Origin of the sequence: Streptomyces europaeiscabiei, assembly GCF_036346855.1 — a bacterium.
Classification (GTDB): Bacteria; Actinomycetota; Actinomycetes; order Streptomycetales; family Streptomycetaceae; genus Streptomyces; species Streptomyces europaeiscabiei.
On the sequence record NZ_CP107841.1, the window covers coordinates 1680556 to 1698606 of the forward strand.

The 18051-nt window shown below is 68.8% G+C and carries 18 protein-coding genes and 2 pseudogenes; 11 read left to right on the top strand and 9 right to left on the bottom strand.

What is annotated here, in order from left to right; translation table 11 throughout:
* Positions 1-150: 150 nt before the first annotated feature.
* Entirely contained in the window at positions 151-1389 is a 1239-nt protein-coding gene (locus OG858_RS07045; protein WP_456243134.1) for an IS701 family transposase, read from the bottom strand.
* A gap of 300 nt (positions 1390-1689) precedes the next feature.
* Between OG858_RS07045 and OG858_RS07050 the strand changes: the two genes are divergently transcribed.
* The 5 genes and pseudogenes from OG858_RS07050 (at position 1690) to OG858_RS07070 (ending at position 5281) form a co-directional block, all read left to right on the top strand.
* Complete coding sequence (locus OG858_RS07050) at positions 1690-2214, top strand: hypothetical protein (RefSeq protein WP_327723495.1); 525 nt, start codon at positions 1690-1692, stop codon at positions 2212-2214.
* 209 nt (positions 2215-2423) lie between these two features.
* Positions 2424-2655: pseudogene (locus tag OG858_RS48500) on the top strand (IS1634 family transposase); the annotation flags it as partial.
* A 386-nt stretch (positions 2656-3041) separates the two neighbouring features.
* Positions 3042-3719, top strand: coding sequence for an SDR family NAD(P)-dependent oxidoreductase (locus OG858_RS07060; RefSeq protein WP_327723497.1), 678 nt, complete (start codon positions 3042-3044; stop codon positions 3717-3719).
* Positions 3720-3959: 240 nt separating this feature from the next.
* A complete protein-coding gene (locus OG858_RS07065) occupies positions 3960-4847 on the top strand; it encodes a dioxygenase family protein (protein ID WP_327723498.1) in 888 nt (295 codons plus the stop codon).
* A complete protein-coding gene (locus tag OG858_RS07070) occupies positions 4844-5281 on the top strand; it encodes a nuclear transport factor 2 family protein (protein ID WP_327723499.1) in 438 nt (145 codons plus the stop codon). Before OG858_RS07065 ends, OG858_RS07070 begins: the two co-directional genes overlap by 4 nt.
* Before the next feature lie 592 nt (positions 5282-5873).
* Here the strand turns inward: OG858_RS07070 and OG858_RS07075 are convergent.
* The 4 genes from OG858_RS07075 to OG858_RS07090 form a co-directional block, all read right to left on the bottom strand.
* The gene (locus tag OG858_RS07075) at positions 5874-6569 is read right to left on the bottom strand and encodes a TetR/AcrR family transcriptional regulator (protein ID WP_327723500.1); all 696 of its coding nucleotides are present in this window, start codon (positions 6567-6569) and stop codon (positions 5874-5876) included.
* Between the two features lie 376 nt (positions 6570-6945).
* Positions 6946-7968, bottom strand: coding sequence for a zinc-dependent alcohol dehydrogenase family protein (locus tag OG858_RS07080; protein ID WP_328545035.1), 1023 nt, complete (start codon positions 7966-7968; stop codon positions 6946-6948).
* 139 nt (positions 7969-8107) lie between these two features.
* Positions 8108-8491, bottom strand: coding sequence for a hypothetical protein (locus tag OG858_RS07085; protein ID WP_327723502.1), 384 nt, complete (start codon positions 8489-8491; stop codon positions 8108-8110).
* The gene (locus tag OG858_RS07090; protein ID WP_327723503.1) at positions 8488-8640 is read right to left on the bottom strand and encodes a hypothetical protein; all 153 of its coding nucleotides are present in this window, start codon (positions 8638-8640) and stop codon (positions 8488-8490) included. The genes OG858_RS07085 and OG858_RS07090 overlap by 4 nt, the downstream gene beginning before the upstream one ends.
* A 254-nt stretch (positions 8641-8894) precedes the next feature.
* On the opposite strand from OG858_RS07090, the gene OG858_RS07095 reads away from it, so the two are divergent.
* Entirely contained in the window at positions 8895-9842 is a 948-nt protein-coding gene (locus OG858_RS07095) for a helix-turn-helix domain-containing protein (protein WP_327723504.1), read from the top strand.
* 295 nt (positions 9843-10137) lie between these two features.
* Here the strand turns inward: OG858_RS07095 and OG858_RS07100 are convergent, their stop codons facing one another.
* Positions 10138-10581 (bottom strand): SRPBCC domain-containing protein, encoded by a 444-nt coding sequence (locus OG858_RS07100; RefSeq protein ID WP_327723505.1) that lies wholly within the window; start codon positions 10579-10581, stop codon positions 10138-10140.
* Positions 10582-10586: 5 nt separating this feature from the next.
* Positions 10587-11522 carry an NADP-dependent oxidoreductase gene (locus tag OG858_RS07105; protein ID WP_327723506.1) on the bottom strand — a complete coding sequence of 312 codons (936 nt, stop codon included), beginning with the start codon at positions 11520-11522 and terminating at the stop codon, positions 10587-10589.
* Positions 11523-11672: 150 nt separating this feature from the next.
* Between OG858_RS07105 and OG858_RS07110 the strand changes: the two genes are divergently transcribed.
* The 4 genes from OG858_RS07110 (at position 11673) to OG858_RS07125 (ending at position 15270) form a co-directional block, all read left to right on the top strand.
* Positions 11673-12680 (top strand): LysR family transcriptional regulator, encoded by a 1008-nt coding sequence (locus OG858_RS07110; protein WP_327723507.1) that lies wholly within the window; start codon positions 11673-11675, stop codon positions 12678-12680.
* A 195-nt stretch (positions 12681-12875) separates the two neighbouring features.
* Positions 12876-13586, top strand: a complete 711-nt coding sequence (locus tag OG858_RS07115; RefSeq protein WP_327723508.1) for an SDR family oxidoreductase — start codon at positions 12876-12878, stop codon at positions 13584-13586.
* 93 nt (positions 13587-13679) lie between these two features.
* Entirely contained in the window at positions 13680-14693 is a 1014-nt protein-coding gene (locus OG858_RS07120; protein ID WP_327723509.1) for a DJ-1/PfpI family protein, read from the top strand.
* Between the two features lie 178 nt (positions 14694-14871).
* A complete protein-coding gene (locus tag OG858_RS07125; protein ID WP_327723510.1) occupies positions 14872-15270 on the top strand; it encodes a MerR family transcriptional regulator in 399 nt (132 codons plus the stop codon).
* A 292-nt stretch (positions 15271-15562) separates the two neighbouring features.
* On the opposite strand, the pseudogene OG858_RS07135 reads toward OG858_RS07125, so the two are convergent.
* Together OG858_RS07135 and OG858_RS07140 are read right to left on the bottom strand one after the other, a co-directional pair.
* A pseudogene (locus OG858_RS07135) lies at positions 15563-16163 on the bottom strand (HutD family protein).
* A 203-nt stretch (positions 16164-16366) separates the two neighbouring features.
* On the bottom strand, positions 16367-16996 hold the full coding sequence (locus OG858_RS07140) for a TetR/AcrR family transcriptional regulator (protein ID WP_327723513.1): 630 nt from the start codon (positions 16994-16996) through the stop codon (positions 16367-16369).
* A gap of 186 nt (positions 16997-17182) precedes the next feature.
* Here OG858_RS07140 and OG858_RS07145 point away from each other — a divergent pair, with 186 nt between their 5' ends.
* The gene (locus tag OG858_RS07145) at positions 17183-17956 is read left to right on the top strand and encodes an SDR family NAD(P)-dependent oxidoreductase (RefSeq protein WP_327723514.1); all 774 of its coding nucleotides are present in this window, start codon (positions 17183-17185) and stop codon (positions 17954-17956) included.
* Positions 17957-18051 lie beyond the last annotated feature (95 nt).

Below are 18051 nucleotides of genomic sequence, written 5' to 3' on the forward strand. Positions count from 1 at the left end.
ACCTGGGGAAACGTCGAGCGGTGGGAGTGTAGCGGGCGGGAAGTCGTCACGGACGGCTTCTGCCCGCACGCCCCTCGAAGGAGTGCCCCCGACGTCGGTAGTGGCAGCGGCGGGCCACCGCTTGGCGTCGTCGGCGCCAGTGCGACCAGCTCAGCACGTGAGTGAGGGTGTGAAGGTCTCGGGGTGTGTGAGCTGCCAGGAGTCGCCGCACTTCTGCCACGGTGAGCTCGATGACCACGGCATCCTCACCGGTGGATCCCCTTTTTCGGCTGCTCGCGCGCTCATCGCAACGAGGAAGGTGTGGGCGAGCATGGCCAGGGTGATGTGCCGGTACCAGCCGACGTAGCGGCGGACTTCGTACTCGTCCAGGCCGCACTCGTTCTTCGCTGCCTGGAAACACTCTTCGATCGCCCACCGGGCGCCGGCAACGCGCACCAGTTCGTCCACGCCGACATCCAGCGGTGCGTAGCCGAGGTAGTAGGCGATCTCGTCCGGCCGGCTCAAGCTGCGCCGTGCCAGCGCCCACCGTCGACGGATCAACACGCCGTCCTGGTGGTCGTACTCGGACACTGGGCGCAACTGGACGGCTGCCCAGTCGTATTCGCGCTGTCCCTTCGCGCCCGCGCCGCAGGAACGGCGTTCCCATGCCTGGTCGGGGGCCTGCTCGAAGGCCTTGTCGATGCGTGGGCCGGCCAGGGAGAACTGGGACTTGGGGACGGCGAGGACGTAGCCGACGCCGGATGTTTCCAGCATCCGGCGGAAGCGGTTGTCCTGTCCGTAGGCGGCGTCCGCCGTGACCCAGGCGACCGGCAGCGGCGAGGCCAGCGCCCTGCGGACGATCGTCGCCGCGAGGGTGTTCTTGGTGGCGAACTCCCGCTCGTCGGGGACCTTGGCGGCGCGGCAGCGGTCACGGTCGTCCGTCCAGGACTTGGGCAGGTAGAGCTCGCGGTCCACCAGGGCGCGGCCGGCTGTGCTGGTGTAGGCGGCGAAGACGCCGATCTGGCAGTTCTCGGTGCGGCCGGCGGTGCCGGAGTACTGCCTTTGGACTCCGGCGGATGTAGTGCCCTTCTTCAGGAACCCGGTGTCGTCGATGATCAGTACACCGTCGGGGCGGCCGAGGTGTTCGGCGACGTAGGTCTGCAGGTCGTCGCGGATGTCGTCGGGGTTCCAGCGGGCTCGGGAGAGCAGGTGCTGCAGTCCGTCCGGGGTGGCGTGGCCGGCGTGTTCGGCAAGTTGCCAGCTGTTTTTTCGGGCCACCGGGGCGAGCAGTGCGCGCACGTAGTCCCGCATGCGGCGGCGTGGTTCGACACGGCCGAAGTGGCGCCCGATGGTGGTGAAGAGGTGGTCCAGGTCGCGGTCCCAGGTCTCGGCTGCCTGTTCGGTGATCACGACCCGAGGCTTCCCAGGCCCGGGGCGACCTTGCCATCGGGGGCACTCCTTCGAGGGGCGTGCGGGCAGAAGCCGTCCGTGACGACTTCCCGCCCGCTACACTCCCACCGCTCGACGTTTCCCCAGGTCAAGCCACGAAGTACTGCTGGAGTACTAGGAGTAACGACACGACACGCCGCCACTCTCACAGGCCCCCACTTCTATGCCCGACCAGCGAAACCCGGAAAGACAAAAGCTTCTCAGGCTCAGTGTGTTCATTTGACTGCGCTGTGTAGCGGGCTGGCGACATGATGGGTGGCCATGGCCCAGTCGCTCTGGGGCCGCAGCCTTTCGTTCCGGGGGAGAAGTCAGATGGTGGAAGCGGCATTGGTTGGGCTGGCAATGGCGGGCGCGACAACCCTGGTGGCGGCGATGGCTACTGATGCGTGGCAGGCCACCCGTGACGGAGTGCTCGGCCTCTTCCACCGCGATGGGCAGGCGCAGCAAGTAGCACTTCTAGCCCAGGCGGACGGCAATGCTGCCAGGGTGGAACAGTGCGAGGACCGGGACAGTGCCCGGCAGCGCCTGATCCCGCTGTGGCAAGGCGAGTTGGAAGAGTTTCTGAGTCGGCACCCCGACGCGGCCGCCGACCTTCGGTCTTTGACGCAACGAGTTCGGGCACAGCTGCCCGAGACTCAGCTGTCCTGGGTGCAGAACGTGACCGCCAGCGGGGGAGGCCATGCGTACGGCGCGCAGGGTCCCAATAGCTCTGTGCAGGTACACCATGCCAGTCCGGGACATGTTCCCCCGTCCGCGCCGCCTTCAGGAACAGAGTCCGATGTCTGACCTCAGTGGTCTCTCCGACCTCGGCTCCGCGGCAAACCGCCTACCCCCGAGGCCTGGGTTCGACGTAATTCGAGGGTTCTAGAGGCTCGTTGAGGCCGAAGGTGCAGGCCACGGGGCTGAAGGCTGCTCCACGATCGGAAAGTGCCTAGAGACGCGATGTTCTGGATTCGCCTGCGCTGGCCTGGGACGAGCTCGTAGGGTCTGGAGCCCTGTACGTGAAGACGACGAAGCGGGAGAACAAGTCCGGCAGGCACGGTCCGGTACCTGCATCTGGCCCACAACGAGTGGGATCCGGCGAAGGGCAGGGCGGTCCCGAAGGTGCTGTTCACCTTCGGCCGCGAGGACCACCTCGACCGCGACGCGGTCAAGCGCCTGGTCGCGTCTCTATCGAAGCTGCTGGAGCCAGGCGATGCACTCGCCTCGACGGCCGCGTCCGACCTGGACGCGTGACCGGTCGGGGCTTGTGACGTCACAGCACTGCGGGCCCGCACCGACCGCCACCCTGGACGCTACGGCCGCGAACCGTGCACCCGGGCTCGATTGAGCACGTCAGGCCCGCTGGATGTTTGGTGCGAGCCCGCGCAGGAGTCCGGTGAGGGAGCCGCCCGAGTGACCGCACGCCGCGTCGCCTTGAGCACGCCGATCAGCTTCTCCCGTCCCCCGGGCGCCAGGGCTCACATCACGCGACGGGCAATCGGATCGCCCTATCCAGTTCCGTGATACCGTGGCGACAGTGAACCGGAAAGAGCTATCCGAATCAGGAATCGGATAAACCTATCCAGATCTCTGTCTTCCGGTGCCAATCTCTTCCTGAAAGGGACTTTGCCGTGACCAGCATCGCCATCATCGGAGCCGGCCCCCAGCTGGGTCTGGCCATCGCCCGCACCTTCGGCTCCCAGGGCTTCGACGTCGCTCTGATCTCCCGCAACCGCGAGAAGCTCGACAGTCTCGTCGGCACCCTGACCGGCGAGGACATCACCGCCGCCGCGTTTCCCGCGGACGTGCTCGACCGTGACGCGCTCACCCAGGCACTCAAGGACGCCGCCGCACAGTTCGGCCGCATCGACGTCCTGGAGTACTCCCCGGTGGGCACCTTCGGATCCACTGCTCTGACCACCCCGGCCGAGACCGAACCGACTCATGTGCAGCACGAGATCGAGTTCCAGCTGTACGGGGCGATCGCCGCCACCAAGGCGGTGCTGCCCGCGATGCGCGAGGCCGGCGCGGGCAGCCTGCTCTACACGACCGGCGCCGGCTCCATCGACCCCGTGCCGCAGGTCGGCAACGTCAACGCCGCCGCCGCCGCGCTGCGCAACTGGGTGATCAACCTCCACAAGGAGCTGGACGGCACCGGAGTCCAGGCCGCCCACGTCGGCATCGACGTGTCGATCGGCACGCCGGCCGTCCCCGGTTTCCCGACGGCCCAGCCCGAGGAGATCTCCCCCGTCTACTGGGACCTGCACACCACCAAGCGCGACCAGGCCGAGCTCGTCTTCAGCCTCTGACACCGGACCGGCTTTCGTAATCCGTCCTTCGTCCATCCTTGATCGCGCCGCGGTGTTCCGGGCCGCGGCGCGATCAAGGACAAGGGCTCGGCTGCGATGGACACTGCCGACCGCGATGTTCGCGGCCTCGGGCGTCATGGGGACCGCTGAGTCCAGCGAGCAGTTCATCCCTCACACCCGCGGCCTGCTGATGCCTGCCATCAGCCAATCCCCCCACTGCATTTAGAGGAGTAGCCCGGCATGACCACGACCACCGATCCGTCCTACGTCGACCCGACACTGATCAACCCCCGCGCAGTCCGTCTCGTCAAGGCGTTCAAGGACGCTCTGGCCCGCATGCGGGACGAGGAGGGACTGACCTTCGACGACCTCAATGCGGTCACCGACCTGCTGCAGAAGGCCCAGGCAGCCACGGGCGCCCCGCTGGCACTGGTCGCCATGCCGCTGTTCAGCGAAGTCTTCCAGGGCGGCCGGGACGGATACACCCCCTCCGAAGAGGTCAACAGCCCCACGTACATCGCAGGCTCCCCGCGCATCGACAACCCCGGCATCCTGCCGATGCGACCGGACGAACCCGGCACTCCGCTGGTCGTGTCCGGCCGCGTTCTGGACGGCAACCGTCGGCCGATCGAGGGCGCCAAAGTGGACATCTACCACGCGGCCAACAACGGCGACTACTCCGCGCTGTACGACGACGGAGTGCCCACGTACAACCTGCGCGGCCACCTGTTCACGGACGCCGACGGCCGCTACACCTTCACCACCGTCACCCCGGTCGCCTACGCCGACTCCCACATCAGGAAGGTCGACGGGGTCGTCCAAGCCGTCGCAGCCCTCGGGCGCAGCCTCTACCGTCCGGCCCACATCCACTACGAGGTCCACCACCCCGACCTGATCACTCCCTGGCGGGGTGAGGTCTATTTCAAGGGAGACCCGGTCATCCCCGTCGACTTCGTCGGCGGAACCCTGGCCCCTCCCGCACTGCAGGCCGACACCGTCCTGCACGAGGACCCCAAGGACACAGCAGCCGCAGGCTTCCAGGGCCCCTACCGTTCGATGGAGTTCGACTTCGTCCTCAAGACCCGCACCAGCCCGGACAGCATCACCCCGAACGGAACGACGGCATGACCGACGAGGACGCGACCGCCTGGGCGCTGGCCCGGCTCAACACTGCTTTTTACCACCACTACGACCGCCGCGAGTACGACGCGGTGCTTGAATTCTTCGCCCCCGACGCCCTCTACGAGCGGCTCGGACAGAAGATACGTGGCCATGGCGAGATCCTGGACCTGCTCAACGCCCGTCCAGGGCCCGAGGAGCTGACCGCCCGCCACATAATGGGGGCCACGCACTTCCACACCATCGGCGACACCACCGCTCAGGGAACCGTCACCCTGCTCGGGTACGGCGGCCGCCCACCCACCGAATCCGGACCCGCCCCCTACACTGTGGCAACCGGCGGACACATCTTCGAACAGGCCGACCACTACCGCCTCGACGACGGGCGCTGGAAGATCACCCACCGCACACTCCACCAGATCCTCACCCCGATCTCCGACTGACGATCCCCACAGGGGAGCGCCGGGGTTCGGGTCTGATCCGCCGGTTCACCGACCGGAGCAGTCTTCTCCTGGCTCTCTTCGCCGAGGCCGAGTTTCAGGACGCGTGCAGGTCGGGTCCGCCTCCCCTCGGCATAGGGGCACCGGCGAGAGAACGACTCACGGCGTTCGCATGTGCATTCATCGAGTGCGTCGCGACCGTCACCGACCTGGGTGTCGCGTCGGCACGCCAACTGCCTCGCGAGCGCGGGTACATCTCCACAACTGCGGGCTCCCGCCACCGCCATGTGCCAGCGCTCTTGCACGAAGGCGGAGCAGACGGCGATCACGACATGCTCGGCCACGCTCTGCTCACCTTCGTGAACATCGACGCGGTGGACCATCCACGCCACGACTGCGACGTCCCCGTCGCCCGTCGGCAAGTCACCCGGGCAGACCTGGTACGGCGAATGGTCCCACCCGACACCGATCCGGAACCTTCCAGCACCAAGCCCTTGACCTGCGCCACGAGCACCCCAGCCCTGCCTTCTTGCGCCCCCTCCCCCGACATGCCGCCCTCGTGCCGCGCCCCGGCACGGGTGCTCCGGTCCTGAAGTCAGCCGCCCTTGCCCGGCACCGGTCTGGTGGTGCCCTGGCCGACGCGGAGCATGGCCCTGTAGAGCGCGTCGTGCCCGGGCGAGCCGGGCAGCGGGCCGCGGGCCGGGGCCTCAAGAGACTGGATGAACAGGGCGACGACGCGCCGCCAGGCGTCCGGGGCGGCGTCGCCGGTGGCGTTGACGACGCCGGCGTTGGCCATGTGGATCAGTACCAGGTCCGAGGGGTCGAAGTCCTCGCGCAGGCGGCCGGTGGCCTTGGCGCGGTCGATGAGGCGCAGCATGGCTTCGTACGCCTCGTTACGGCGTTGCTCCAACACCTTGGCGGTAGGGAAGGTCATGGTCAGGACATCGGCGAAGCCGTTGTCGGCGGCCTGCATCGCGCAGGCGGATTCGATGTAGCCGACGAAACCGTTCCACGGGTCGGGGTCCTCCAGGGCACCGGTGACCACGTCGGCGTAGGCGCCCATGCGGTCGGAGAAGACGGCGTCGACCAGTTCCTCCTTCGTGGGGAAGCGGCGGAACATGGTGGCGATCCCCACGCCCGCCTCGCGGGCCACGGAAGCCATGGAGGCACTCAGGCCGTCCCGCGCGAACACCGTGCGCGCGGCGGCGATGATCCGCTCCCGGTTTCGCTCGGCGTCACTGCGCAGAGGCTGAACGGCGGGACCGTCGGGGTGCTGAGCGCCAGGGGTCATACCAGCCAGTCTAGCAATCGGATTGACCTATCCATTTTCCGTGCTGCGCTTGCCACAGCGAACCGGAGGGCGCTATCCCAATTCAGGAACATACAGGTGACTCCGTGACCAGTATTTCCATCGTCGGTGTCGGCCCCTGGTGGGCCTGGCCATCGCCCGCACCTTGGGCTCGAACGACTTCGGCGTCGCCCTGATACTCGCGAAAGCGCCAGAAGCTCGAAGGTCCTGCCGTCCTCTCGTTGCGCCACGGCGCGACGAGAGGACGGCATCGGTGTTCACGCGAGTGGACCACCGGTGACCGATCGGCGTGATCGACGCCGCCGAGGACCGGCCCACGGCCCGCGCTTCGGCCGCGAGGCGGGCGTGAGCTGGTGTGTCAGAGGGTGAGCAGGACCTTGGTGGCGCGCCGCTCGTCCATGGCCTTGTAGCCCTCCGGGGCCTGGTCGAGGGGCAGGGTGAGGTCGAAGACCTTGCCGGGGTCGATCTTGCGGTCCCAGATGAGCTGGATCAGGTCGGGCAGGAACCGGCGCACCGGGGCCGGGCCACCGAGGGTGTGGATCCCGGCAAAGAACAGCTCGATCCCGGGGATGGACACGTCGTAGTTCACACCCACATACCCCAGGTGCCCGCCGCCGCGGGTGGCACCGACGGCCTGCATGAACGACTCCTGGGTACCGACCGCCTCGACGACCGAGTGCGCGCCGAGCCCGCCTGTGAGCTCCTTGATCCTCGCGATGCCCTCCTCGCCGCGTTCTTCGACGATGTCGGTGGCCCCGTAGTAGCGGGCCAGCTTCTGCCGCTCGGGGTGCCGGGACATGGCGATGATGCGTTCCGCGCCCAGTTGTTCAGCGGCGAGGACAGCCATGAGGCCGACCGCGCCGTCGCCGACGACCGCGACGGTCTTGCCTGGTCCGGCCTCGGCGGCGACGGCGGCGTACCAGCCGGTGCCGAGCACGTCGGAGGCGGCCAACAGCGCGGGGATCAGCTCGGGATCGGGCTGTCCCGGGGTGGCGATCAGCGTGCCGTCGGCGTGCGGGATGCGGGCCTTCTCGGCCTGGGTGCCGATCCCCCCGTGGACGAACTCGGCGTGCACGCACTTGGACTGGAACCCGGCCCGGCAGATCTCGCAGGTGTTGTCCGAGATGACGAACGATCCGACCACGAAGTCCCCGGGGTGGACGGTCGTCACATCCGAGCCGACTTCCTCCACCACGCCCACGTACTCATGGCCCATGAGCGTGTGGTCGGCGGGCTCGATGCCGCGATACGGCCACAGGTCGGAGCCGCAGATACAGGTCGCGGTCAGCTTCACTATCGCGTCAGTGGGTTCGATGATCTTCGGATCCTCACGCTCCTCGACCCGGACGTCACCGGCTGTGTGCATGACTACTCCACGCATGGGTGGGTCTCCTTTTTCTGTGCGTCGGCGCCTGTGGCGCCGGTGGATTTCAGGGAGGTACGGGATTTCCGCACTCGCTTCGGTATGCGCATTTCGCGCCTGCCCCTGCTGAAAGGGCGTAACCGGCCCCGGGCGGGCGTCACGCCGTAGCGGCCTGGATGCGCGCCGTAGGACGGCGACGCTGGATGAGGGCGATGGTGATCGCGGGGATCAGGGTCAGCGCGGCGATGCCGGTGCCGACAGCCGCGGGGCCCGTGGCCCTCAAAGGGGACTCAAGGGCGAGACCGGCGATCCAGGAGCCGAGGGCGGTGCCGAGGTGGAACGCCGACACGGTCAGCGCGGACCCCAGCGGGGGCGCCTGACCCGCGAAACTCACCCCCAGGAAGATGAGCACCGGGTTCGCGCCCAGCCCGAACAGCCCCAGCAGGGCGATGAGCGCAACCGTGGGCGCGGCGTGGCCGGACAGCAGGCAGAGCGCCAGCAGCAGGACCGTGGTCACCGCGGGGGCCACGGTCCTCGTCATGTGCGGACGCCTGCCGCCATCAGCGGCGCGCCGACGATCATCCCGACCGCGAAGACGGTGATCAGCAGCCCGGCCCGGGCGACGCCGACCTGCACATCGCCCGCGATCTGCGGCAGCAGACCCGCCACCACGAACTCGGTCGTGCCCATCAAGAAAGTGCCGCGAGCCAGCACGTAGACGACGAGCAGAAGCCGGGTGGGTGGACGCTCGCCGTCGTCGACGCGTACACCGGCAGGGGCGTGGCTGGGTACCTCCTCGCATGGTCATACATCATCTCCGCAGGGATCGAGAACGTGGTTCGCGTCCCACGAAACAGCCTCCACCGCGAGCGCGGGAGGCTGCGTTTGTCGGGGGTACAAGCTCGACCCCCCTCCCCACGGTTGTGGACCGTAGCGTTGAGAGCATGGAACGCCGCCTGGACAACCGCGCCGACATCCGTGACTTTCTCGCCCGCCGCCGCGCCCAGCTCACCCCCGAGCAGGTCGGCCTGCCCACCAGCGGCCGGCGCCGGGTACCCGGGCTGCGCCGCGAGGAGGTCGCCGTCCTCGCCGGGGTGAGCACCGAGTGGTACACGCGGCTGGAGAAAGGCCACATCAGCGGCGTGTCCGACGATGTCCTCGAAGCGGTGGCCCGCACCCTGCAACTCGACGAGGACGAACGCACCTACCTCTTCGACCTGGCCAAAGCCGCCCAGCCCAGCCCCGCCACCCGGCGCCGCCGCAAGCCCGTCGACGTCCCGCCCCGCGTCCAGTGGCTTCTGGACTCGATGACCCTGTCCGCGGCGTTCGTCACCAACGGCCGCCTGGACATCGTGGCCACCAACGCACTCGCCCGCGCCCTGTTCGCGCCGATGTTCGACAGCAGTACCACCGACGAACGCAGTCGCCCCAACTTCGCCCGGTACTACTTCCTCGACGACGCCTCCCACGACTTCGTCCACGACTGGGACGGCGCCGCCGACATCACCGTCGCGCTGCTGCGCGCGGAAGCCGGCCGCTACCCAGGCGACAAGTCCCTGCGCGCGCTCGTCGGTGAACTGTCCACGGTCAGCACCGAATTCCGCGCCCAATGGGCCGCTCACAACGTGCGCATCCACCACGGCGGCGTCAAACGCTTCCACCACCCCGGCGCCGGCCTCCTCGAACTCACCTACCAGCCGCTGGACCTGCCCGTGTCCGCCCGCGAAGCGCACTCCCTGACCATCTACACCGCCGAGCCGGGCACCCCCCACGAAGACCGGCTCAAGCTCCTCGCCAGCTGGGCGGCCACCCCTGCTCTGCACCAGGGTGCACCCGCCACCCACGCCGGCCGCCAGGAGAAGGGCGCCGACACCCACGGCCGAGCTGACTGATGCGCAGACGTTCACCGAGGTGCCCGCGCGCCCTGAGCCGGAGCGAGCGTGCGCCCGAGGCGAGGCGGTCGGTGAGGGTTCGAGGGTCTGGAGACCGTGCGGGTTGCTGAGCGGCACGTCGATCCCCGCCTTGACGGCCATGCGTGCACCGCGACGCCGATGATGCCGAACCTGCCGTTCGTTGCTTTACCTTGTGGTGCTGGGTCTGCGTCTTCGGGTGTACCCGCGCCCGAAGACCGTGGGGAGTTGCGGTCTTCGGGCGCGGACGTCTCCGGTGTGTGGGTTGCGCGGGTGGTCAGTGCCCGGAAAGGAGTCGTTCTTTCAGGGCCCTGCCGTACCTCGCGTAGCTCTCTTCCATCTGGGACCGGGCGGGCTCCACGGTTTCCACGGCGGCCGTGCCGGTGAACTCCTCGGATTCCGTGAAGCGTGTTCCGCCGTCACGGGGCTTGAGGACGAAGGAGTGCCGCCCCATGAGGACGTCGGGAATGCCGCCCTCCCAGACGAGCCGCCGAGGTGCCTCGTAGTGGGCGACCGTGAATCTGTACTCCTCGTCGCTCTCGGTCCCCAGCGTCACCTGGGCCCGTAGCTGGGTTCCGGGGAGTATTTCGGTGGGAGCATCGATGAAACGCAGCGCGGGGTGCCACTTGGCGTATCCGGCGAAGTCGGTCAGCACCTTCCACACCTCCGCCGGGGGTGAGGCGATGTCGGTGACCGCGGTGATGACGGGACTGTCCTGCATGGTCCTCATGCCTCCCTGCGGTTTTCCAGGACGATCTTGCCTCGGACGTGGCCGCCGGCCAGCAACTGCTGGGCCTGCGCCGCTTCTCCGAGCGGGAATGCCCGCTCGACGTGCACCGTGAGCTTGCCCTCCTCGGCGAGCTCCACCAGCCGGGTCAGGTCGTCGCCGTCGAGGTGGAGGTAGACGTCGATGGTCCCCGCGTACTCGGTGGTGGACCGCGTGATGGAGGCGACCCGCGCACCGAGTGCGGCGATCGCGTGCGTCGTGGTCAGGGAGCCTCGCCCCGCGGTGTCGAGCACCGCGTCGACCCCGTCCGGGGCGATCTTCCGTACCTGCTCGACGAGTTCGTCGCCGTAGCGCACGGGCGTCGCTCCCAGGGACTCGATGAACGCCTGGCTGGCCTCGGAGCCTGTCCCGATCACCCGTGCGCCCCGCGCGACGGCGATCTGGACGGCGAGGTGTCCGACACCGCCCGCCGCCCCGTGCACCAGCACGGTGTCGCCCGCGGTCACCTCAAGGCTGTGCACGATCGCCTGGTAGGCGGTCAGCCCGGCGACCGGCAGTCCGGCGGCCTGGGCCCAGCTCAGGTTCCTCGGCTTGCGCACCAGTTGGCGCGGTTCGGCCGAGATCTTCTCCGCGTAGGTGCCGTAGTGCATGGCCTTGTCCCGGACGAAGCCGATCACCTCGTCGCCCGGCCTGAATCCCGTCGTCGCGGGTCCGGCCTGCTCGATGACCCCGGCCAGGTCCCATCCGGGTGTCACCGGGAAGAGGGAGTCCACGAGAGGATCCGCGTATCCGGCCTGGAAGGCCAGGTCCGCCGGGTTGAGCGCGGCTGCCTCGATTCTCACCAGCACGAGATCGGCGAACATCTTCGGATCCGGAACGTCGACGACTTCAAGGACCTCGGGACCGCCGAAACTCTGGTACTGAACGGCTTTCACAGCTCTGCCTCTCGTGATGTGTGATGCGTGCGGGGTCGGCACGGCACCAGCACCTCGACCGGCCGGGGCCTGGGAGGCGCACGACCAAGCTGACCAGGGCGTCAGCGGCGGAGCAATGACTGTCTGGGCAACAGGTAATACCTTGGAAGCATGAATCAGTTGGAGACCCGGGAGCTCGCCTACTTCGTGACCGTGGCCGAGACCCTGCACTTCGGCCAGGCCGCGGAACGCCTCGGCATCACCCAGCCGCCCCTGTCCCGCGCCATCGCCCAACTGGAGAGGCGCGTGGGAGTCCCCCTGCTGAAACGCACCACACGGCAGGTGACGCTGACAGCCGCGGGCGAGGTCTTCCTGGCCGAGTGCCGCACGATCCTGGCGGCGCTGGACACCGCCGTACGCAAGGCGCGCAAGGCCGCCGTACCGCAACGGGTCACCGTCGCGGTACGCCCCGCCGCGGGCCCGGGTATCCTGCCCGACCTCCTCGCTGCCGGCGCACAGGGCCCGGACGGCGTGCTCACCGAGGTGGTTTTCACCTACGACGAGATCGGCGCTCTTCGGGACGGCACCGCGGACGTCGCCCTGATGTGCCAGTCGGTCGCCACCCCCGGCTCTGGTCTCGAGGTGATGGAGCTCGGCCTTGAGGAGCCGGTCGTCCTGCTCCCGGCGGGCCACCCTCTGGCCGACCGCCCGTTTTTGACCCTCGCCGAGGTGGAAGCACTGCCGGGCTACGAGGCGGAACTGCCCCACGAGGCGCTGGACACCATGGTCGACCGCGTCGCACTCGGCCGGCTCGTGGTCGTCGTCGGCGAAAGCGTCCGGGACCGCCTCGGCGGATCCGTACGAGCAGTGCCCGTCTACGGATACCCGCCCACCCAGCTGGTGCTGGCCTGGCTCCCCGACGGGCGCTCGGCCGCGTCCCGTCTCACCGCGACCGCCCACGCCGTGCTGGACCGACGCACGCGGCTACCGCAGGTCCTGGAAGGCACCGATCTCACCGGAACCGGAACCCGGCCTTTCGCGGACGGCAGTCAGCAGGATGCACAGCGGGCGGCAGCTGCCCGAGCTCTGGGGGCCCAGGTCATGGCGGCAGAGCGGAGCACCGAGATTCAGCGCGTCGATCCGGCGGCACTCGTCGACTCCGACCGAACCGCCATCTGATCCCCTCTTGCATGGTCTGTGCCATAACCCGTACGTCACCGCCAGGTAGCTCGCCGGCGAGCCACGACGCCTCCTCGCGGAGGTCCCACCCCGAAAGGACTTGCACCTGACGTTAGCGAGAGGTTTTAGCGTAGCTGGTGTCGGACCCGCCCACAGTGCTCCCGACGCCGCACTCCTACGTGAAGGACCTCCCCCATGGACATCGCCAACTCTGTCGCCCTCGTCACCGGTGCGGGCCGCGGCCTCGGCCGCCACTTCGCCACCCAGCTGCTGGAGCGGGGAGCGTCCAAGGTGTACGCCACCGCGCGCAACCCCGAGAGCGTCGATCTGCCCGGAGCGGAGGTGCTCCGGCTCGACATCACCGACCCGGCCTCCGTCGCCGCCGTGGCGGAAGTCGCCTCGGACGTGACGCTGCTGGTCAACAACGCCGGCATCAACACCATCAACGGCCTGGTCAACGGCGACCTGGAGCAGATCGAACTGGAGATGGACACCGCCTACTACGGCCCGTTGCGCATGATCCGGGCCTTCGCCCCGATCCTGAAGGCGGGTGGCGGCGGGGCCATCGTCAACGTCCTGTCGGTCGCGTCCTGGGTCCCGTCCGAGCACTGGGGCGCCTACCACGCGGCCAAGGCCGCCGCATGGAGCCTGACCAACAGCGTCCGCCTCGAACTCTCCGCACAGAACACCCTGGTCACCGGCCTGTATCTGGGACCCACCGACACCGACCTGGCCAAGGGACTGCCGTTCGAGAAGAACGATCCGGCCGACGTCGTCAGGGCCGCGCTCGACGGGGTCGAGGCGAAGCAGGCCGAGGTCATCGCCGACCCGATGTCCGCGCAGGCCAAGGCGAACCTGGCCCTCGACCCAGCCACCGTCTACGCACCGGCCGCAGCCACCGCCTGACCACCACCATCACGCGCCACGGGGCGCGACACGTCGTAACCGGGAAGCGCCCCGTCCGTTTCTTCCTTGCTCGTACACCGAAAGAGGCATGCCATGGACACCCCCGCCCCCACCCACTCGTCCAAGCCCAAGGCGCTGATCGTCGTCCCTTCAGCCGCTCGCCTGCCGCTCACCGAACCGGCGGACCACCCCGGCGTCTCGACCGGGTTCTACCTGGTCGAGCTGGCGCAGATCCTCAAGGAGTTCGACAACGAGTACGACTTCACCTTCGCCACCCCCGGCGGGCTCGTCCCGCAGCTCGAGATCAACGGCCTGGCCCTGTCGATGCACGCTGCGGCCAAGTTCAGTTCCGCGACGGTCTCGGCCACCGCGGCACAGGCGTTCCGCTTCGATGTCGACACCTTCCGTGCCAAGCGGCCGGAACTCGTCGCCCGCCGGGACAGCGAACTCGCCCTCGCCCGCCGCTACCTGGGCCGCCTGCCCGTCTCCGAGGCGCTGCCGGGCAGTGACAAGGAAGTCGTGGTGCTGCGTGACGACCTGATCAAGTCGATGCAGGACCTGCCAGAGCACACCTTCCCGTCCGTCGAGCAGCTCGTGCACAGACACCGAGACCCCGAGGACGCCTTCGACCTGGGCACGTTCGACTTCGTCCACATGCCCGGCGGCCACGCCCCCATGGTCGACTTCGTCGACAACCCCTGGCTCGGCGAACTCCTGCACACCCTGCGCGAGAACCAGGTGCTGATCTCGCTGATCTGCCACGCCCCCGTCGCCATGGCCTCGGCCAAGTACCGGGTGAGCCCCGACGGCACCGTCGTCACCGACACCCAGCACGCCTTCAACGGCGTCAGCGTGACCACGGTCGCCAAATCCGCCGAACTCTTCGTCCTCAGCAACGGCTACCTCAAGATCCACGGCAAGAAGGTACGCATGGGCTACTTCATCGACGAAGCCCTCAGGAACGCCGGCTACCAGGTACGGACGACCACCAACCCGACCGCCATCAAGGTCATCTGGGAGGAAGGCGTCCGCCTGCTCACCAGCAACGGCCCCCAGGCCATCGACGAGCACACCGCCCGCCTGCGCACCCTCCTGCCCCGCCACTGACCCCCCGCCTCCCGGCACCGCCAGGTCGCCATGTGTGCACCTGATTCACCGTGATCCGGCACGCTGTGGCCGGCCGGGGCCAGACGAAAGGCCCGTGATGACGACATCGGCTACGCTGAAACCTCACACTGACGTCAGAGGCACCTCTGATATGACATTGGACCGGCAAGGAGGAGCGATGCGGATCGGAGAGGTCGCCGAACAGGCGGGGGTCAGCGTCCGGGCACTGCGGTACTACGAGGAGCAGGGGCTGCTCGGCGCCACCCGTACCGGCGGCGGGCAGCGGCAGTACCCGGAGGGCGCGGTCGCCCGGGTCAGGATGATCCAGCAGCTGTACGCCGCCGGCCTGGCGAGCAGGCTCGTCCGCGAGGTCCTGCCACGGTGCATGAACGAGGGCCCCTCGCCCATCGGTTTCACCGACAGCCTCATCACCGAACGGGCCCGCATCGACCGCCAGATCGGCGACCTGACGGCAGTGCGCGCCCGCCTCGACGAGATCATCGCGGTGGCGACGGACCCGAGCCACCCGCACCACAGCCACCCCGTACGTGGCGGCATCGCCGCCAGTACCGCCTGAACCGGCCTGCCCACCCACAAGGTGGTGTGCGGCAGGCCGGTTCAGCGACGGACCTCACCGTGACCTCAGGCCGCTCTGGGCATCATCGAGCGGCGGCTCGGCGTTCACATGGACAAGAACGAGGCACTGCCCCTTGCTCTGCACTTCGTCAACGCCCAGATCGGATCCGGCTCCGCGGCACCGGTGACATCGCGGCGACCATGCAGATGACACAGTCACCGCGGGTCGCACAGGGTCAGCGCATCGCCGCTACCGCCACCAAGGCGACCGGGTGGCCGCTGGTTTCCCGCTTTCAGCGCACCGTGGTGATCGTGATCCCGGCCACCACGCCGTCGCCCCGTAGCGTCAGCGCCGCCGGGCCTTCGTGGCGCACGCAGTCGAGACGGCCGAGCGTGATTTCTCGGCCGTCAGGTCCGTCGATGGTGATCCCCTCGGTGACGGCCATGACGAGCAGGGTCTCGCCCGCAGCGCAGGCCAACTCGGCCCCTCGTTCAGCACCGACTGTGATGATCTGCACCTGTGCCGTCGCACGGCTCCTGCGGGTCATCACATTCATATTGCGGACCGCACCCGTCCAGCCGACAGTCCGTCGCCGCGTCGCCGGAGAAGGCGAAGGGGCTCAGCGGCCCGACCGGATGCGCTGTCCCGTCCACCGTCAGCACCAAGCCGTCGCCCTCGACGGGGGTGATCACGCGGTCGATCCCGGGAAAGGCGGAGAAGGAGCCTCCCGCGTCCACGTCCGCGACACTCACCCGCCAGTCGAAGCCGTCCGTGATCTCCACCGAGGCCAGGGGCGTCTGTACGGAGCCCGACGCGACCTCGCGGGTCACACCGCCGCCGTTCTTCCACGGCATGCTGCGGTACTGGCTCCAGCGCAGAGCATCTCCGCCCATCCGACACCGTCTCCTTCCCCTGCCATCCGGTCGGCTGCCCTCACCCGCGAACCCGGGCCACCGGCCACTCGGTTGTCGGACCGCGGGAGCGCCCAGGCCATGATCATCGACTGAGCGGCCAGCGTACGCGCCGACCACGCGCGCACGGTGGGGCGCTTGACCGGGCAGGCCGAGCCCCGAGACTCGTGAGCCGGAGGATCACCTCATGTTCTGGCGTGCTGTGTGTCGGCGGGGTAGTGGGCGACAAGAAGTGGCCAGGTCAGTTCGGCCATCTCGGTCGGTGTAGTGGGGCTGTCGCGTTGGAGCCAGTCGGTGGCCACGCCGAGGAGTGCGCCGGCGATGAACGCGGCGGGTACGTCGTGAGGGATGTCGGCCGACGAGACACTGTCCGGCGCGGCGCCGGCGTTCAGGCGCACGGTGACATGGACGCTGGCGGAGATGCGGCTGCGGATGTGGTCGATGACGCGGGCGCTGCCCTGCGGCCCCAGGAGGCTGCGGTAGAGGCCGGAGTGCCCGGCGAGGTTCTCGAAGAACGCGACGAGTGACCGGGCGGGTTCCGCGTCCGGGTCCGCCGGTGAGGGGTCGGGGGCGGGGAGTGACTCAATCAGGGTGTCGATCGTCGAGGTACAGGCGGCCTCGGCCAGTTCGTGCACGTCCCGGTAGTGGTCGTAGAAGGTCGTGCGGTTCACACCGGCCTGTTCGGCCACGTCCGCGACGCTGATCTGCCCCAGCTCCTGCTCCTCGACGAGCTTGATCAGCGCGCCCTGCAGGGCCGCGTGAGTGCGACGTACGCGCCGGTCGGCGGCAGGTGGGTGCTGTCGGGTCGTGGTCATGGCTGACACGATACCTAACCGACGCATGTTGGTTTTCCTACGAGTGTCGGTTAGCGTGCTTCATGGAGGTGGTGGCGCTGTCCGGCCGACGCGAACCGTGCAAGGAGCCGCCGGTCGTGCGTGCCAGCACGCCGCCCCACCCAAGAACCCGGTCACTCCGCATCAGTCAGGAACAGGAGCCATGCCATGAGGGGACTCACCGGACAGCGCATCGTCATCGCCGGAGGCGGTAACGGGATAGGCGCGGGCACTGCCGAGCGCCTCGTCGCCGAGGGCGCCACGGTCGTGATCGGCGACATCGACGTGGACGCGGCGCAGGCCACCGCCAAGCGCATCAGCGACGTCGGCGGAGCCGCCCTCGCCGTCGAGTTCGACCTCGCCGACGAGCGGTCGGTACGCGCCCTGTTCGACACCACCGTCGACCAGCTCGGCGGAGTCGACGGGCTCTACAACGTCGCCGCCGACGCCTCGGCGGACGTGCTGGGCCGGGACGGCGACCTGCTGGACATGGACCCGGCCGTATGGCGGCGCACCCTCGAGGTGAACCTGATCGGCTTCGCGCTCACCTGCCGCGCGGCCCTTCCCCTGCTGCTCGCACAGGGCGGTGGAGCGATCGTCAACACCTCCTCGCTGTCCGCGCACGTGGGCGACCACCAGCGCGCGGCCTACCAGACCAGCAAGGCCGGGATCAACGCGCTCACCCGCCACGTCGCCTCCCGCTGGGGCAAGCAGGGCATCCGGTGCAACTGCGTGTCGCCCGGGGTGGTGATGACCGAGTCCGCGGAGAAGATGGCCCTGACCCCTCAGGCACTGGAATTCGCGCGGATGACCATCCCCAGCCCCCGGTTCGGCCGGCCCGGCGACCTGGCCGGAGTGGTGGCGTTCCTGCTCTCCGACGACGCGGAGTGGATCAACGGCCAGGTCTGGTCGATCAACGGCGGCGCACTTCTGCGCGAATGACGATCGTCCCCGACCTGCTGCCCGAGCGCATGGCACGACCAGCTGTCGGCGCGGGGCACGACGCGGACCGGACGCTGGTGGTGGCGGACGGCCCC

Bases quoted from the DNA above. Each gene is read 5' to 3' on its own strand.
- OG858_RS07075 (WP_327723500.1), bottom strand. From the start codon at position 6,569: ATGACCCCTGGCGCTCAGCACCCCGACGGTCCCGCCGTTCAGCCTCTG.
- OG858_RS07145 (WP_327723514.1), top strand. From the start codon at position 17,183: ATGAGGGGACTCACCGGACAGCGCATCGTCATCGCCGGAGGCGGTAAC.
- OG858_RS07100 (WP_327723505.1), bottom strand. From the start codon at position 10,581: ATGCAGGACAGTCCCGTCATCACCGCGGTCACCGACATCGCCTCACCC.
- OG858_RS07140 (WP_327723513.1), bottom strand. From the start codon at position 16,996: ATGACCACGACCCGACAGCACCCACCTGCCGCCGACCGGCGCGTACGT.
- OG858_RS07110 (WP_327723507.1), top strand. From the start codon at position 11,673: ATGAATCAGTTGGAGACCCGGGAGCTCGCCTACTTCGTGACCGTGGCC.
- OG858_RS07115 (WP_327723508.1), top strand. From the start codon at position 12,876: ATGGACATCGCCAACTCTGTCGCCCTCGTCACCGGTGCGGGCCGCGGC.
- OG858_RS07065 (WP_327723498.1), top strand. From the start codon at position 3,960: ATGACCACGACCACCGATCCGTCCTACGTCGACCCGACACTGATCAAC.
- OG858_RS07050 (WP_327723495.1), top strand. From the start codon at position 1,690: ATGGCCCAGTCGCTCTGGGGCCGCAGCCTTTCGTTCCGGGGGAGAAGT.
- OG858_RS07085 (WP_327723502.1), bottom strand. From the start codon at position 8,491: ATGACGAGGACCGTGGCCCCCGCGGTGACCACGGTCCTGCTGCTGGCG.
- OG858_RS07080 (WP_328545035.1), bottom strand. From the start codon at position 7,968: ATGCGTGGAGTAGTCATGCACACAGCCGGTGACGTCCGGGTCGAGGAG.
- OG858_RS07125 (WP_327723510.1), top strand. From the start codon at position 14,872: ATGCGGATCGGAGAGGTCGCCGAACAGGCGGGGGTCAGCGTCCGGGCA.
- OG858_RS07090 (WP_327723503.1), bottom strand. From the start codon at position 8,640: ATGGGCACGACCGAGTTCGTGGTGGCGGGTCTGCTGCCGCAGATCGCG.
- OG858_RS07095 (WP_327723504.1), top strand. From the start codon at position 8,895: ATGGAACGCCGCCTGGACAACCGCGCCGACATCCGTGACTTTCTCGCC.
- OG858_RS07070 (WP_327723499.1), top strand. From the start codon at position 4,844: ATGACCGACGAGGACGCGACCGCCTGGGCGCTGGCCCGGCTCAACACT.
- OG858_RS07120 (WP_327723509.1), top strand. From the start codon at position 13,680: ATGGACACCCCCGCCCCCACCCACTCGTCCAAGCCCAAGGCGCTGATC.